Below are 16503 nucleotides of genomic sequence, written 5' to 3'. Positions count from 1 at the left end.
AGGAGTTGAAAATTAGAAATTAGAATTTTGACAATATTAAATCAACATTCAGCCATTTATTGACCACGGATGATTTCGATGGGGTCTACTTTGCCGGCGTTGCGGCTGGGCAGGTAGCCGGCAATGGCGGTGGTGCCTAACCCGAATATCACGCCAATCAGGTAATATTTAGGTGTAAAATTTACCGGCAGCGTATCGATGCTGATAAAATCGCCGCCGTTAAACGGCACCAGCGACACAAGGTACGAAAGCACAAAACCAATAATTAAACCCAAGGCGCTGCCCAAAAAACCAATGACCAGAGATTGAATCAGGAAAATATTGCGGACATCATTAGCGGCAAAGCCGGTAGCTTTTAAAATGGCAATATCTTTCATTTTATTATGAATGGTAATATTTAGAATGTTGTAAATGCCAAAGCCCGCCACAATGAGCAAGGTAACCGACACCGAATACGTGAGTACATTCCGGATCATGGAGCCGGTCAGAAAAGTGGCATTGGCGGTTTCCCAATCTTCGGCTTTGTAGCCCAGCATTTTCTGCAAAGCAGCAGCTTTTGGTTTGGCAGCATTTATATCTTTCAGTTTCAGGTTGATATCGGTAATATAACTTTGGTCTTTCTGCAATATTTTTTGCACGGTAGAAATGGTGGCGTAGGCTTTTACGTTATCAATAGCGCCTAATCCCATCTGGAAAGTTCCCACAATCTTCAATGTCATGGTAAAACCTTCTGGTGTAGTAATCACTACCCGGTCGCCGGTTTGGGTATTCAGTTTCCGAGCCAGTCCGGTGCCCATGAGAATGCCATCCGGCGAGAGCAGTAAGTCTTCGAGTCGGCCGGTTTTAATTTTAGACCGCAGATTGAATAATTTGTCTTCTTCCATAATATCTACGCCGGCAATAGTGCCATTTAGCTGCACCGGGCCGTAGTTGTAAAAAACCTGAGAACTGAGCAAAGGCGCGGCCCCCAGCACCAGTGGATCCTGGCGCAGCAAATTTGCAATCTGGAAAGCATTCCGGATTTTGGGTGTTTCGTTTTTAGGTTTCTGGTGGTGCACCACCGTTAGGCTTTGCTTACCATACAGTTCTTCCAGAATGCTCTGCCGGGGCTCCGTTACATCGTGGTAAATCCGGATATCGGGCGTTGAGGTCATGGTAAGTTCTTCGGTAAAATTATTCAGACCGGTCATGAGACTAACCATGGTAATAAACATGGCAATCCCAAACGTAACGCCCAGCATGGCCACAATGGTTTGTTTAGGTTTGGCCAGCAGGTGGGTTTTGGCAATTTGGAGCGAAAGGTTCATGACTTACCGGGTTACAAGTTGCGAATTGGATGCTAGACCCGAAATAATTTCGACTTCGTTCAGGGTTTCGACGCCTTTTACCACTTTTACTTTTTTTGTTTGGCCGTTTTGGTTAATCTCCACTGTATCGCCGGGCAATAACAAAGGGCGGGGAATTACCAATGTTTTATTCTTCTGATTGATTATAATATTGGCTTCCAGGGCCAGGCCGGAATAATAGCCCGGCAGTGAATCGGTTAACCGGGCATCTACCCGTAAAGACTGGTCGCGCGGATCTACGGTGGGGTAAATTTTAGCTACTTGCGCTTTAAACACTTGTTTGGGATAGGCATCTATTTTTACCAATATTTCCTGACCGGCTTTTACCCGCTGTATATCCAGTTCATCTACCTTAAGCCGCAGGTAAAACTGGTCCAGGCGACCCACTACGGCTAATGGTTCGCCTCTTTTAACCAGTTCGCCGGGTTCTTTCAGCATTTTTAGCAGGGTACCTTTAATCTGGCTTTTTACGGTGTAACGTGCGCTTTCGTCGCGGGCAATCTGCAAATTGCTTTGGGTAGATTGCCGTTCCAGGTATAGTTGGTTCCGGAGTTTGTTGTAGCGGCTGCGGGCCGCCTGGTACTCGCTTTGGCTGTTGTTGTAGGTTAATTTAAAACGCTCCATCTCGGCTTTGGAGGTAGCATTGTGCTGATATAAATTCTGGTAACGCTGGTAGTTTATTGAATCGTAGTCCAGCTTGGTTTTAGCAGCCTGCCAGGCAACGGACGCTTCTTTTAGCACCGGGCTATTGGGCCGGTAGTTGGCGGCGGCCAGGTTATAAGCTTCGCGGGCGTATTGGTAACGGGCATTTTGCTGCGGACTTTCCAGTACAAACAAAGCTTGCGCCGGGTTTACAGGTTCTCCTTCCTGCACCAGCTTTTCCACGAGTATGCCTTCGCCCTGCGCATAAATCTGATATTCCTGATCCGAAACCACAAAGCCCGAGGCATACACCGCTTCGGTTAAGGGTTTTACTTCCGGGGTAACCGTTTCCGGACCGCGCCGGCAACCAGCCAGTACGAGGGTGCTTACCAAAGCCAGCAAGGTTAAATTTAAGAATAGGGTTTTGGTGTTATTTTTCATGGGTTGGGGTATTTGCAGCTTGGGTATATTGGTTATGGAGCAACAGCAACGAACGATTAATATAATACTGCGCCAAGGCATTTATATAAAGATTCTGCGATTTTAATTTTTCGGCGTATACCTGCAGCAGTTGATCCACGCTGTACACCGCCGCCTGGTATTTAATAATAGCGAGGTCATAATTTTGCCGGTACAATTCGTAGTGTTGCCGGTAACTTTTCAGGCTTTCGGCGGCGTTCTGGTAACTTAGTTGAATATCAGCTAATTCGGTTTGGGTTTGGATTACATACTGGTGCAAATTGTTTTGGGCTATTTGGTAATTTAGCTGGGCTTGCTTTACTGCGGTAATACGGTTAAAGCCGATAAACAAAGGCCAATCGGCCCGCACCCCAATTAACCCAATCTGAAACCAAGGATAACCTTCGGCCAGAAAATTAAAATTGCGGCGCTGCGCCTGGCGGGTATACCGACTGTATGCCGAAACTTCGGGCAGCCAGCTTAATTTTTGTTTTTGCCACTCCTGGTGGGTTGCTTGTAACCGGTAATTTAAAGCAAAATATCCGTTTTGTGCCTCCGGCGTAGTATTCAGGTTTACCTGACCTGGCTGTTTGGTTAGTAATTTTTCGGTAAGTTCTAAAGACGTAGCGGAATTTAAACTGCATAAGGCTTTTAATCGATTCAGGTTTTTCTGGTAAACAGTTAGGTTGTCGGCATAAAGCTGCTGGCTTTCCAGTTGTAATGCTTTTAAGCGATTATATTCCAAAGCTTCTACCAGGCCTTGTTGGTATTTGTGAGATGCCGTTAAGGCCAAAGTATCGTTTACCAGAGCATTCTGATGGGCAATAAAAGTAATTTCCTGGCTCAGCAATGTGGCGTAATACACCCGGGCAATTTCTTCGGCCGCGCGTTGCTCAGCGGTTAGTTTCTGATAGTGGGCCGCCTGGGCCTCGGCCGCAGCAATTTTGCGGTTTTTCCAGGCCGATGTCTGCAATAATGGCAAAGTAGCCTCCAGCCCGTATCCTAAATTATATTGGGTGCCAAACTGGATACTCCGGAACTCGCCCGCCTGACCTCCTACAAACTCAGCCGGCACCAGTTGCACCGGTAAGCTCAAATAATCGTCGAGTGCGGCGGTAGCTTTTACCTGAGGTAATAAAGCGGCATTTGCCTGCTTAACCTGGTAAAGCGCTAGTTTTTCCGTTAAAGCTTCGTTTTTTAAATCCGGCCGGTTTTGCAAGGCATAAGCCGTGCATTCGGCCAAAGAAGCAAATTTTACCTGGGCCTGAACCTGGCCCGTTAGCAGCAGGAAGAGAAGCAATATTGATAGCTTTTGCATGGGAGTAGCCGCACCGGGTTATTTTGTTTACAACACTAAAATAAAAGTTGGCCCAGGCCAATTAAAAATCTATCTATGTTAACCGGAAATATTCGGATTTAAATTGTAGGAAACAGATGTTAAGTCGTATTCAAAATATTCATTAATTCGGTGGAGAAGTCTTTTTTAATATATTTTAATTGCCCCGCGATTTTTCGACTTAAATGTTATTCTAACAATAGATTTTAGTTGTAGGGAGCAAACTACAAAACGCTTCTGAATCAAGTTATTGCGGGCAGAAACTTAGCACTTAAAAATATATACCTTTAAGCCAATATTTTAGGCCTCGGTACGTATTTATAGAAAATAATTTCCTGGCTATGAACCAACTGCTAACCATCATTATCTGGGCATTTATAAGAAGTTGGTTCCAAAGCGGTAGTCTGGTTATACTGGGCGAGGTGTACGATGCAAAATCGCAGGAGCCGGTACCTTACGTAAATATTTCGTTTAAGCAAGCAAACGGGCGCTTAATCAGTAATGCCGAAGGTATATTTAGGCTTACAGTTCCGGCCAGCTCCCAAACCGATACTTTAGTACTTTCTTGCATTGGTTTTGAGCCCCTGGCCGTACCGGTTAAAGCCTTTTTACATAACCAAAAATCCGGTAAACGCTTGTTGTTGCGCGAAAGTACAGCTACTTTGCAAGAGGTGCGGGTTACCCCCTTAAATGCCCGCCAGATAATAGCGCGTGGTATTGCCCAAATACCAGATAATTACGGCGGAACCACTTACCAGGCCGAGGGTTTTTACCGTCATGCGGTTAAAGAAAACGGCGCGTTTACTTCTTTAATTGAATCGGTGGTACAGGTTTACCAAGCCGGCTTTGGCGCCAGAAACGATGTGGATGTAACTTACCAGAAAAGCCGTCTGAGCCAGGATTATCGGCAGTACCGGCCGGCCGCAAAACCCAACCTGATGCAAAATGCTTTAGCCTTGGATCATGTACGGTACGGGCGGGGTTTTCTTAACCAAAATAATCTGGGCAACTGGCAGTTTAAAATTACCGGCTATACCCAAATAGATAAGCAGGATGTCTATATTATTAAAGCCAGCATACCCACTACCCGGAAAGCCGACATGCACCAAGCTACCATTTACGTAAGAGCCAACGATTACGCCTTTCTTAAAGTCGACTACGATTACAGTTGGGATACCCAGCAATTAGCCGGCGAACCTTTTCGGGCCGATACCCTGAAGTATAAGAAATATTCCTGGCGGGGTACGTTTAGTTATGCGCCTTACCAAAATAAATTGGTGCTAAACTACTTTCACTTTACGTTAAAGCAAAAGATATATTTAGAAAGCTATGTAACAGTTTCGAGTGGCAACATAAAAACGACGAAAGATTTGGCCAGCCAGGAATTGCACGAAGAGTTTGTGGTCAATAATATTCGGTTTGTTGCGCCCAAAGAAGTTAATGTGGAGGCGAAAAATAAGAATCCGGATTTATACCAGAATGCCGTTTCTTATGACCGCGCTTTTTGGGCGCAATACCAAAAGCCCGTCGATTCTAAACTTTACCAAGAGATTAAAGCCGATTTGGAAAAACATGCGCCCTTGGAAACGCAATTTGGGCAAGCCCCTACAGAATAAAATAATGCTGTTAGGCTTGCCCCATATTTGCGGGATTTTACCGCACCACGAATAACCAGACCAAAAACAGAATGGGCAGCAGGAACGGGATTGAAAAAGAAATAATATATTTAAAGAAAGACGGCATTTTGATACCGGCACTTTCGGCAATGGCTTTTACCATAAAATTGGGCCCGTTACCAATATAAGAGAAAGCTCCAAAAAATACCGACCCCAACGAAATCGCTTCAAGTAAGTGGTACGTTTCGGGGCCGTACGCAAAATTATGGACATCCAGCACGTTGCTGTAACTCATGTTGTATTTAGCCATGCTTAACGATAAAAAGTTGGCGTAGGTAGGCGCATTATCTAAAAAGCCCGACAAGGTACCGGCGGCCCAGTAAACCGAATCTGGATTTAATAAGGAGCTAAATTCTGGCGAAGCCGCTACTTTGGCCGCCAGTTGCAGGGCCGGCATCATGGTAAAAAAGATACCAAAGAATAAAAATACCACTTCCAGAATAGGCCCAAAGGTAAAATGATTACCATTTAAAGCAGTTCTACTCGAAAAACGGTAGCAGAAAAAAGCCGCGGTTAACTGAATAATTTCCCGTACAAAAGAAATCCGCATTTCGCCGAAAGAAATAGACGGCAGACCATTTATTACATTAGGGTCCAGGAAAATGGCCCCTATTATTACGGCCAGCCAAATTAAATTGCGTTTACCGGTAAAGTAAAACTCGGTTTTCTCATCAATTTTCTTCCGGACTTCTTCTTTGGGGGTATAATCTACGGCCCGATTTTTCCAATCGAAATAATAAAATATAGCACACAAGCCAATTACCGCAATAAACCAGGGTAGCACCAAATGCTGCAAGGTCCAGAAGAAAGGTACACCTTTTAGAAAGCCAATAAATAGCGGCGGGTCGCCGAGCGGCGTAAGTAAACCACCGGCATTACTTACAATAAATATAAAAAATATAATCTGGTAAGGTTTAATGCGGTGAATATTGAGCCGGATAAATGGCCGGATGAGTAAAAGAGAAGCACCGGTAGTACCAATAATATTGGCCAGGCAAGCTCCGGCAAATAAAAGTATAATATTTAAAAATGGGGTAGCCCGGGCATTGGCATTTATATAAATACCGCCGGCCGCAATGTATAATGAGCTTAACAACACCGCAAAAGAACCATAATCGGCGAGGGTTTCTACGGGCATGTGGTAATCGTGGCGCACCAGTAAATAATAAGCCAGTACCAGCAAACCCAACGTAACGGCTACTATGCGGTAATTATGCTCCCAAAAATGCGGAAATAAAACCGGCCCGGAAGCAATCATACCCAACAATAATAGAAACGGGATAATAAGATATGTCGGTAAAACCGGCATTGTTTCGGAGAGGAGAATAAAAATATTAACCATGCAGTAAAAGATCGGTTCTTATAATAATCTGGCGCAAAGGTACACCTTACGGTTAAATATACCAGTCTAATAAAGATAAATGGCTGCTGTTCATGTTGCCTGACTTATTGGCAGTTATTCGCAGGAATTATTCGGGTAATGCGTTTTGTTTAGATAATGCTTAACTTTGGAATGAAAATAGCAGTAAGTATATTTACCCTATAAACTCAGAATTTTATGATAGAAAATAAAGAAAAATCGGTTTCGGTATATGCCGAGGCTAATCCTAACCCGGAGTCGATGAAGTTTGTGCTGAGCACTACCTTGGCGCCCGATGCTGTAAGTGTAGACTACCCCAACTTAGAAAGTGCTGCCAACTCGCCGCTGGCCCAGGAGTTGTTTAATTTCGATTATGTTTCGCGTATTTTTATTTCGAGCAACTTTGTTACCGTAACCAAAAATACCGATATCCAATGGGTGCAATTGATACCGGAACTGCGGAGCTTTATTAAGTCCTACGTAGAAGCAGGCGGGCCTATCTTTTTACAAGATCCGGTAGCAGAACAAGCGCAGGCAACTTCTAATGCTACGGCGGAGCTTACCGGCGAAGATGCCGTTATTTCCCAGAAAGTAATTGACCTGCTCGAAAATTACGTACGGCCAGCTGTGGAGCAGGATGGCGGTAATATTACCTTTAAATCTTATAACCAAGGTGTGGTAACTGTAAACCTGCAAGGTTCGTGCAGCGGCTGTCCGTCGGCTACTATTACTTTAAAATCTGGTATCGAGAATTTATTGAAGCGCATGGTACCCGAAGTAACCGAAGTAGTAGCCGAAGGCGTAACTGATTTTGGTTATTAGTACCGAGCTAGCTATTACGAAAACAAATAGCCCGGCCAAACAGATTAGATTGGCCGGGCTATTTGTTTTTATGCTACCTTAACCGGCTAAGTAAAGCCGGTATTATTTATTTAATTCTGAAACGCCTTCTTCAAACTCGGCCAGGTATTGTTCTAATTCCAGAATATTTTTTGCATAAGCTTTTACTCTTTTATAAATGTAAAAGCCCATTATACTTAAAGCGGCCAGCATGGCCAGCAAAATATCAGGGTGCCAGATATCCCCAAAGGCACCATTGCCCAGAAAAGCAGAACTAAGGCGGGCGCAAATAAAAAGGGCTCCGAACAAGGTTAAAATAAAATAAACCTCCTGTCGCCGGTATTTTTTTAGTAAAGCTATATTTTCGGTTAAACTACCTTTTAAATCTCTGGCTGAAACAACGGTTTGCAGGGCGGTGTACTTTAACCAGTAGAAATAAACTACCATCAGCCCGAAAATAACCACAGTAACGAGTGATAATAATCCCCCAAAAGTTAGCCGGAATACCGGACCCTCATCGCCGAGTAAAAAATGTAAAAACGGGTTTACCAGAATATTTAACAGTATCCCTACGAAAAGCAAAGAAATAATTTTTTCGTACTTTTTTTTCATACCGGTTAGGGTGCCGGTAGATTTTTCCTGTAGCATTAGTCTTATTTGTTCCATGGTTTGTTTATTTTGGTTTAAATTTTTTTCGTTTTCCTGCTGCCAACGGGCTTTTAAATCATCTAATTCCATCTTCAGCGATTTATTCTTTCCTTTAATTTTTTCTTAATCCGGTTAATTTTTACGCCCACGTTACTTTCCGATAATCCCAGCACTTCGGCTATTTCTTTGTAGCTTTTTTCGTCCAGGTAAAGCATTACCAACGCTTTATCAAAATTATCTAAATCGTCTATGGCGGCTTGTAATTCTTTATCAAATAAAATGTCCAGGCGGTGGGGCGGTGGCTCCCGCATATTTTCCTGGGCCAACGACAAAGTTTTGAGTAAGGGCCGGCGGCTATTTTTTCTTAACCGGGTTATGGCTGTGTTCAGCCCGACCTGGTAAATCCAGGTACTTATTTTGGCTGTGCCATTGTACGTTGGCCAGGCTTTCCATAGGTTCAAAAGTATCTCCTGGAATAAATCTTCCGAATCGGTTATGTCTGAGCAATACATGCGGCATATTTTAAATATAATGCCCTGGTGTTCAGTAACCGACTTTAAAAATGCTTCTTCCAAGTTTAGTGTTTAAATAATTAGTCGCGGCAGTTTAAAAAAACTTACAGGCCAGATCAAATATATTTTAAACCACCAGAGAAGCAAGAATTTGAGAAAAAGGTAAAGATGAAAAACTGAACAGCAGGTTTAGAGGGGAAATTGAATTGAGGGTGCTTTAAGATTGAAGGGAGAAGTTTTATCCAATATTCTTCTAGCTTAGGCGCGGCACTTAAACTTTATTTCTGGCAAAATTTTCTAACCTTATCTAGCATTAACCGGGCAAATAAATAAATAAATAAAAAAGCCCGGCCAAGATTGGCCGGGCTTTTTTATTTAACAGCATTAATAATTCTTAACGCATCCGTTCGGTAGTAGCTAATTTAGGTGTTACAGCGGCAGGAGCCATTGGTTTGTTATCTTCATTAGTAGTAGTATCCAGTACAAGCGGGGTAGCAATAAACAGGGTAGAATAAGTACCCGAAATAACGCCTACCAGCATGGCAAAAGAGAAGCCCCGTAAGGTTTCGCCGCCAAAGATAAACAGGATAACCACCACAAAGAATACAGTTAAGGAAGTAATAATGGTGCGGCTTAAGGTGTCGTTCAAAGCCGGATTTATTACATCTTTCATTTTCGATTTTGGATTGTTGGCTAAATATTCCCGGATACGGTCAAAGATTACTACGGTATCGTTAATAGAGAAACCAATAATGGTTAAGATAGAAGCGATAAATACTTGGTCCATTTCGTAGCTTAAGCCAAATACGCGGGCAATGGCAAAGAAAGCAATTACCATTAAAGCATCGTGCACCAAGGCTACTACGCCACCCAAACTATATTGCCATTTCCGGAAACGTAACATTACGTACAGGAAGATACCGGCAAAAGATAATAATATGGCAATAATGGCGGTGTTCTGAATGTCGTCGGCCATGGTAGCGCCTACTTTGGCGGTGCTCAGAATCTGCGGATTAAGCGGAGCATATTCTTTTAAACCAGCTTCCAGGGCCGTTTGTACGGTAACATCGGCTTCTGTAGCTTCTTCTTCGGCCAGGTAACTGGTGGTTACTTTTAAGCGGTTAGATGCACCGTAAGTTTTTACTTCGGTACCGGCCTCTTTAAAGTTATCAATTAAAGCGGTTCTAACATCCGAAGCTGGTACAGCCTTATCGAACTGCACTACGTACGAGCGGCCGCCTTTAAAGTCTACGCCCAAGTTAGGACCACCTTGCAAAGCCATGGCTACAAACCCCAACACAATTATAGTAGGAGAAGCAATGTAGGCTACTTTGCGGTATTTAAGATAATCGTAATTGAAGTTCTTAAATAAACCATTGGAGAAGGCACTAGAGAAAGAAATATTGTCTCCTTTTTTACCGGAAATCCACCACTCAATAATTAAACGTGAAATATATACTGCGGTAAAGAACGAAGTAGCAATACCAATCATCAGGGTAATCGCAAAACCCTTAACCGGACCGGAACCAAAGAAGTACAGAATAATACCGGCTAATAAAGTAGTTACGTTTGCGTCGAAGATAGAGCTGAAAGCGCGATCGTAACCTTTATGAATGGCATCCCGCACACTTAACCCGTTTCTTAACTCTTCCCGAATCCGCTCAAAAATCAGTACGTTGGCATCTACCGACATACCAATGGTTAACACAATACCGGCAATACCCGGTAAGGTAAGGGCTGCATTAAACTGGGCCAGAATACCCAAAATAAAGAAAATGTTAAACACCAGGGCTAAGTCGGCTACTAAACCGCCTTTGCTGTAGTAAGCAATCATAAACAATACCACAACTACTAAACCAGCTATGGTTGATAGTAAACCTTGGCTAATGGCTTCTTTACCCAACGACGGACCCACAATGGCTTCTTCCACAATCCGGGTTGGTGCCGGCATTTTACCAGCTTTTAAAATATTAGCTAAATCCTGGGCTTCTTCAACGGTAAAGTTACCCGAAATAGAAGAGTTACCACCGGCAATTTCGGCTTGTACTACTGGCGCTGAGTACACGTAATCGTCGAGTACAATAGCTACCTGGCGGCCGATGTTGGCCCCGGTTAAACGCTGCCAGTTACGGGCGCCGGTTGTGTTCATGCTCATGGTTACTTCTGGCCGGCCGGTCTGGTCAAAGTCCTGACGGGCATCGCTGATATATTCGCCGGTTACGGGTGCTTTGCCATCACGACCTTTTTTAACCGCGTAAAACTCCAGGTACTCTTTGCGGTCGGGGCTTACAATGGGTTTAACCGACCACAAGAATTTCATGTTTGGCGGGAATAAAGTTTGTACATCCGGCTGACGGAACAAAGCATTTACCCGGGCTGTATCGCGTACGTTTACCCCTAAACCACCCGGCAGCGGTACAAATAAACGCGCTAACAAGCTGCTTTGGTTAGCACCTAAAGAATCGGTCTTAGCTGAATCGGCTGGGGTGGTGCTCGCTACTGTGGCGTTGCTGTCGGCTACTGGTTTGCCGGTTAGCGGGTCTATGGCCGGTTCTGATTTGGCTGCCGCATTGGTTAAAGCATTATCAGTTTTAGGAGCAGTAGCACCTTTTAATTTATTGGCAGCTTCCTGTTTGGCCAGTACGGTATTCAGTTGCATAAAGTAAGGCGAAAACTCTTCTGGCGACCATACTTCCCAGAACTCCAGTTTAGCCATACCTTGTAAAAGTTTGCGTACCCGCGTAACGTCGGTAACACCCGGTAATTCTATTTGTATGCGGCCGGTGCCTTTTAAACGCTGAATATTGGGTTGGTTCACACCAAATTTATCAATCCGGGTGCGTAAGATGTTAAAAGAACGATCAATGGCGCCTTCTACTTCTTTATTAATTTCAGAAATTACCTGGTCGTTGGTAGAGGCGTAGGTAATGCGGCCTTTGTTAGAGGTATTCGAGAAAATAGTGCTTAACTTACCAGTAGGGTTAATTTCGCGGTAAGCCCGGGCAAAAAGTGTGGTAAAGTTTTCCTGGCTGTTGCGTTGTAACACCTGCGCCCGGTCTAAGGCTTTCAGGAAGTTAGGGTCTTTGCTGTTACCCGACATGGATTTAATAATCTCAACCGGCGATACTTCTAAGGTTACGTGCATACCACCTTTTAAGTCGAGGCCTAAACCCAGTTCGCTGTCCTGAATTTCTTCGTAGGTATACTGTAAACCTAAAAAGTTAAATACCGGCTCCTTGCGGATTGAATCGAGGTAAGCAAATTTTTTGTTTGTATCGATGTTGCCTTTGGCAGTAGTGGCGTAGGCTTCGGCCTTCTTCTGCACATTTCTCGATACAAAGCTAAACGACAAGTAATACAAGCACAAAGCGGCCACTATTACTGTCAGGACAAAAATTACGGTTTTGTTACGCATTAGATGTACTAAATAATGTATAAAGTAAAATTGAAATATATTTGAAGCTACAGCCTAAATCCCAGGCTGACAGGTTAAACCGTCTTAAAAAGTTCTAAAATGAGGAAACAGTATTTAGAGACGGGTAATTCCAAAAAATGTAAATATTTTAAGGAGCGTTGGGCGAGATAGCCGTAGAAAGCAATAGCCGGATAAGAACAAGGGCTACTTTATTGGGCCGGTAAGTTGGTGAATTGGTGTTAAGTGCTTCTGGAACAAGTATTTGCCAGGTAACCGGTAGTAAAGTGGCCGGTGGCAGCACCACGCCGGCATATGTTGCCTCAAAAGAAACTTTTTGCTTTATCGTACCGTGTTGGTCGGTAGCGGCTTTGTTTACCTTTTGTTCAGAGGAGTTTGCCGGCGCTACCGCATAAGTAGTTACCTCGCGGTTATTTAAACCCACCACAAACAAAAGTGTGAGGGCTGTAAATAACAAACGCAGATGTTTAGCTATGTTAGCGGGTAAATACATTTAACACAAAGATAAATATTTTAAGTTGTTAAGAAAATAGAATTTAATTTTCCCCCAGCTCATTTTGGCGATAAGCTTTAATTTTAGTATCTAAGAACGATACCAGTACCTCTAAACCGCGTTCAAAACGGTTGTTATTGGGTATAATCAGGTCGGCGTCGTGTTTGTATGGTTCTATGTATTTTTCGTAGGTAGGGGCAACGTGGTTCAGGTAGCGGTAAAGCACATCGTCCAGCTCGTAGCCACGTTCTACTTTGTCGCGCATAATGCGGCGGTGCAGTTTTACGTGTTCTTTGGCATCGATGTAAACTTTTAAATCCAGTTGTTCGGCTACTTCGGCAAAATAAAATACAAATATTCCTTCCACAATAACCACCGGGGCCGGCTTAAAAATAAGGTCCTGCGGAATTACATTGGGGTTGTTAAAGGTATATTCTTTACGGGTAAAGGCTTCGCCCTGGCTTATTTTGTGTACGTCCTGGGCATAACTGTGGGCGTCAATAGAAGTAGGTAAATCAAAATTTACCACGCCCATATCGTCTTTCAATTGGTTTTCGCGCGGATGGTAATAATTATCCTGCGAAATCAGGCAAATATCTTCCGGCGCAAAAGAACAAATTAATTTACGTAAAAACGTGGTTTTGCCCGAAGCGCTACCACCTGTAATGCCTACCAGAAAAGGCTTCTGCATAGAAAATCTTAAATTTTATACAAAAGTAAGGGTTTGTTCTCCCGCAACATGATTTTACCCGAAATAATTTAATTAAGGTGAGAATTTCTTTTTACTGAGAGTAGGGTAAGGTATTGAAATAGTGTTGAAGAGTACAGATCGGAATCCCTGGATAGTTAGAAACTATGCTACGGGTAAACTTTCGCTCTGAATATCTTATTAAATTTTAAATTACAAGTTGTTCAAGATTGAACCGCCCGAAGAAGCTCCCAGTTTCCAGATTCAGCGTATTGTTTAATTATCTGATTTCGGTCTTGCAGCAGGTTACGCATGTACTGGGTTAAGATTAAGAAATTAGCCAGTTGGCCAAGCCAGCCCAGTGGAGAGGTAAATACAAATTTATCGCGCATGGTGGTAATTTCTGCGCTTTGGTTAAAATAGTGCCCGTGCGAAAAACTTTTAAAAGCACCGCTTACCAGGCAGTCTTCAAAAAAATAAGGCGGTTCAAAAGCGGTAATAACCGACGTTAATTCTTGCCAAATGCCAAAGTGCCTGGCGCGCCAAGTTACTGTTTCGTGCAGTTGTATAAGCCCACTAGTTTTGCCGTCAATTGCTTTTTCGCCGGTTTTGCTCGTAGATATTTGGTGCAGATCAATGCTGCGGGCTAAATCAAAACACACCTGAACCGGTGCTTTAATCTGAGTTTCCAAATAAATTTCGGGCATGTTTATAACCTTTATAACGGCTGCCCTTTTAAAAAAGAGATTAAATTTTGTATGGCCCGCCCCCGGTGGCTAATACGGTTTTTCTCTGCCGCCGACATCTGGGCAAAGGTTTGCTCGGAACCTTCCGGCAGAAAAATGGGGTCGTAGCCAAAGCCTACGTTGCCGGCGGGTTCCTGGGTAATTTGCCCTTTTACAATGCCATCGAACTGGTGCTCCTGGCCGTCCAGAATTAAAGTAATGGAGGTCCGGAAGCGGGCCGAGCGGTCAGAAATATTTTTCAGGTTTTGCAAGAGCAGCGCTATATTATCGGTGTTGCTGCGTTGCGGGCCGGCGTAGCGGGCTGAATAAACGCCGGGTGCGCCGTTTAACGCGTGCACTTCTAAACCCGTGTCGTCGGCAAAGCAGCTTACCCCGTAATTTTCCCAAACGTACATGGCTTTTTGCCGGGAGTTACCTTCCAGGGTAACCTGCTCTTCGGGTAATTCTTCGTTACACCCAATTTCCTGCAGACTTACTATTTCGTAAGGGGCCTCTAACATCTGGCGTATTTCGGCTAATTTATGTTCGTTGTTGCTTGCAAAACAAAGTCTCATGGTACACGGGTTGTTTCTGATTCTGGAATAGCTCTTAATTTATTATAAAGTAAATTTAAGCAGACCTTTCGGTAAGTTTAAGCAGTTCGGTATTTATTATCTGGCTTATCTTTTCGCCAAGGCTAACTACCATCAAGTGCTCGCCATGGAGTACGGGGTAACAATTATGAATGCAGTTAACGGGGAATAATTTATCGTGGGTGCCGTGCAGGTGCAGCAAACCAGGAATTTGTGTTTGATTGGGCCAGTTACTAATCTGGTAAAGCGCCCATTTGGCATACGAAATATCTAATTCCTGAATTATCTGGTGGAGTAAAGTAGCTTCTGCCGGCGTTTTCGCCCCAAAAATATAGGCCTGTAAGCGGGGCATTTTTTTACCAAACTGTAACGGTAATAAATAAGCCAGCCGCAACTTTCCCGCCAACCGATAATACCAAGGCAGCTCCTGACGGGTTTTTACGCTGGAGATAATAATGGTCTGGAGTGGGTTTAATATTTTAGCCAGTTCTACGGCAATAATGCCACCAAACGAAATGCCTATTAAGATTAAGTTATTTTTCTGCGGTATTTGCCCGGCCAGCCGGCTGGCGTATTGCGTCAAATTCTCATTAGGTTCTGGTGGTATCCAGCGGATAATGGTACGGGTAAACCGGTTATCAACGGCCAGATTCTGGAATATTCTTTCGTCCACGCCCAAACCCGGAATCATGACAACGTGGAACATGTCAAAGCTTAATGGTTAAAAATAGATTAACTAGGTAATAGCATACGAATTGCTAGAAAGGTAAATACGGCCGTAACCCATTTAAATTAAATAAGCCCCAAAGCGCTCACCTTCGGTTAACACCACCCGAATATGTTCCTGCAGAGTAGTAGATAAAGATAAACCCGTGTAAGTGGCTGTAATAGGATAAAGCGTGTGGTGCCGGTTTATAAGCGTAGCCGTTTCAATCTTTTTTACTTCTGATTTTAAGAAAAACTGCATGGCATAAGCCAATGTTTTTCCGGTATTCAGTACATCATCCACTAAAATTACCACCCGTTGCTCCAGGTTAATATTAGCTGGTTCTACCACAATGGGGTGGTCTAGCGGGTAAATTTTATCTAAGGTAATACTGGCTAGGCTTACCTGTATGCCCGAAATCTTTCTTAATTCTTCGGCAAAAAGTTGCGCCAGAATATAACCGTTTTCCTGGATGCCGGCCAGCAATATATCTTTTTCTTCAAAATTATGCTCGTACAATTCAAACGCCATCCGGGTAATTTTTTGCCGAATCTGGTCGCGGTCTAAAATCCGGTTTGTTTCATCAAAAGTAATATTTTCCATAATTATCAGGAGCCAGGTAAATGCACTCAAATATGCGGCGCTAATTTTTAAAAGTAAAATTTATTTAGTTTAAGCTTGCGGGCTAAACCAAGTTACAAGTGGGGTAATTTAATTAAATCTAAAACTATTTGTTGTACCGGAACAGGCGTTAAGGTTAACACGGTCAGTTGTTTTCGGGTAAAAATCCGGTTAATGCAGGCCCGCAAGGTTTAGCTAAAGGTTATAAGTAAATTAAGAAAATATTACAAATTATACTTATAGCTAATATGTTTAAGCCTGATTATTAAGAATTATAAAAAGTAATTTTATTTTCATTAAAAATTTTGTATTTTTGAACCTGAGTAATTATTTGATTAATATACAGTAAAACTAGTAAACAGTTAATCTGTTGTTTAATATTAAAAGTACAGCCAACATCTACTAAGTAAAAATAAAGAGCACTA

General features: G+C 43.1%; 15 protein-coding genes. 2 read left to right on the top strand and 13 right to left on the bottom strand.

The annotated features are described in order from the left end of the window. Positions 1-56 precede the first annotated feature (56 nt). Genes ACO1R6_RS16795 through ACO1R6_RS16785 form a run of 3 tightly spaced genes read right to left on the bottom strand, consistent with a single transcriptional unit; the run spans position 57 to position 3765 of the window. Entirely contained in the window at positions 57-1307 is a 1251-nt protein-coding gene (locus ACO1R6_RS16795; protein WP_486266160.1) for an ABC transporter permease, read from the bottom strand. A gap of 3 nt (positions 1308-1310) precedes the next feature. Further along, a complete protein-coding gene (locus tag ACO1R6_RS16790) occupies positions 1311-2429 on the bottom strand; it encodes an efflux RND transporter periplasmic adaptor subunit (protein WP_486266159.1) in 1119 nt (372 codons plus the stop codon). After that, entirely contained in the window at positions 2419-3765 is a 1347-nt protein-coding gene (locus ACO1R6_RS16785; RefSeq protein WP_486266158.1) for a TolC family protein, read from the bottom strand. The genes ACO1R6_RS16790 and ACO1R6_RS16785 overlap by 11 nt, the downstream gene beginning before the upstream one ends. Positions 3766-4124: 359 nt before the next feature. Here ACO1R6_RS16785 and ACO1R6_RS16780 point away from each other — a divergent pair, with 359 nt between their 5' ends. Beyond that, positions 4125-5399: a carboxypeptidase-like regulatory domain-containing protein gene (locus ACO1R6_RS16780; protein ID WP_486266157.1), complete on the top strand. Its 1275-nt coding sequence runs from the start codon at positions 4125-4127 to the stop codon at positions 5397-5399. 37 nt (positions 5400-5436) lie between these two features. Here the strand turns inward: ACO1R6_RS16780 and ACO1R6_RS16775 are convergent, their stop codons facing one another. Further along, complete coding sequence (locus ACO1R6_RS16775) at positions 5437-6801, bottom strand: sodium:proton antiporter (RefSeq protein ID WP_486266155.1); 1365 nt, start codon at positions 6799-6801, stop codon at positions 5437-5439. 216 nt (positions 6802-7017) lie between these two features. Here ACO1R6_RS16775 and ACO1R6_RS16770 point away from each other — a divergent pair, with 216 nt between their 5' ends. Further along, positions 7018-7641: a NifU family protein gene (locus ACO1R6_RS16770; protein ID WP_486266154.1), complete on the top strand. Its 624-nt coding sequence runs from the start codon at positions 7018-7020 to the stop codon at positions 7639-7641. A gap of 102 nt (positions 7642-7743) precedes the next feature. Here ACO1R6_RS16770 and ACO1R6_RS16765 read toward each other — a convergent pair whose 3' ends face one another. The 9 genes from ACO1R6_RS16765 to ACO1R6_RS16725 form a co-directional block, all read right to left on the bottom strand. Then, complete coding sequence (locus ACO1R6_RS16765) at positions 7744-8397, bottom strand: hypothetical protein (protein ID WP_486266152.1); 654 nt, start codon at positions 8395-8397, stop codon at positions 7744-7746. Between the two features lie 2 nt (positions 8398-8399). Next, on the bottom strand, positions 8400-8882 hold the full coding sequence (locus ACO1R6_RS16760; protein WP_486266151.1) for an RNA polymerase sigma factor: 483 nt from the start codon (positions 8880-8882) through the stop codon (positions 8400-8402). 331 nt (positions 8883-9213) lie between these two features. After that, positions 9214-12234 carry a protein translocase subunit SecDF gene (gene secDF, locus ACO1R6_RS16755; protein ID WP_486266150.1) on the bottom strand — a complete coding sequence of 1007 codons (3021 nt, stop codon included), beginning with the start codon at positions 12232-12234 and terminating at the stop codon, positions 9214-9216. Positions 12235-12382: 148 nt separating this feature from the next. Continuing rightward, positions 12383-12745, bottom strand: a complete 363-nt coding sequence (locus tag ACO1R6_RS16750; RefSeq protein ID WP_486266149.1) for a hypothetical protein — start codon at positions 12743-12745, stop codon at positions 12383-12385. Between the two features lie 43 nt (positions 12746-12788). Further along, positions 12789-13436 (bottom strand): uridine kinase family protein, encoded by a 648-nt coding sequence (locus tag ACO1R6_RS16745; RefSeq protein WP_486266148.1) that lies wholly within the window; start codon positions 13434-13436, stop codon positions 12789-12791. Positions 13437-13657: 221 nt separating this feature from the next. After that, complete coding sequence (locus ACO1R6_RS16740; protein ID WP_486266147.1) at positions 13658-14140, bottom strand: SRPBCC family protein; 483 nt, start codon at positions 14138-14140, stop codon at positions 13658-13660. Positions 14141-14151: 11 nt separating this feature from the next. Next, positions 14152-14733, bottom strand: coding sequence for an RdgB/HAM1 family non-canonical purine NTP pyrophosphatase (gene rdgB / locus ACO1R6_RS16735; protein ID WP_486266146.1), 582 nt, complete (start codon positions 14731-14733; stop codon positions 14152-14154). A 55-nt stretch (positions 14734-14788) separates the two neighbouring features. Then, entirely contained in the window at positions 14789-15457 is a 669-nt protein-coding gene (locus tag ACO1R6_RS16730; RefSeq protein WP_486266145.1) for an alpha/beta hydrolase, read from the bottom strand. An 81-nt stretch (positions 15458-15538) separates the two neighbouring features. Further along, on the bottom strand, positions 15539-16090 hold the full coding sequence (locus ACO1R6_RS16725) for a phosphoribosyltransferase family protein (RefSeq protein WP_486266144.1): 552 nt from the start codon (positions 16088-16090) through the stop codon (positions 15539-15541). Positions 16091-16503 lie beyond the last annotated feature (413 nt).

It is taken from the genome of Adhaeribacter sp. (assembly GCF_057359045.1).
The sequence above is the reverse complement of the archived record's forward strand: the minus strand, read 5'-3'. Positions and strand labels throughout refer to the sequence as shown.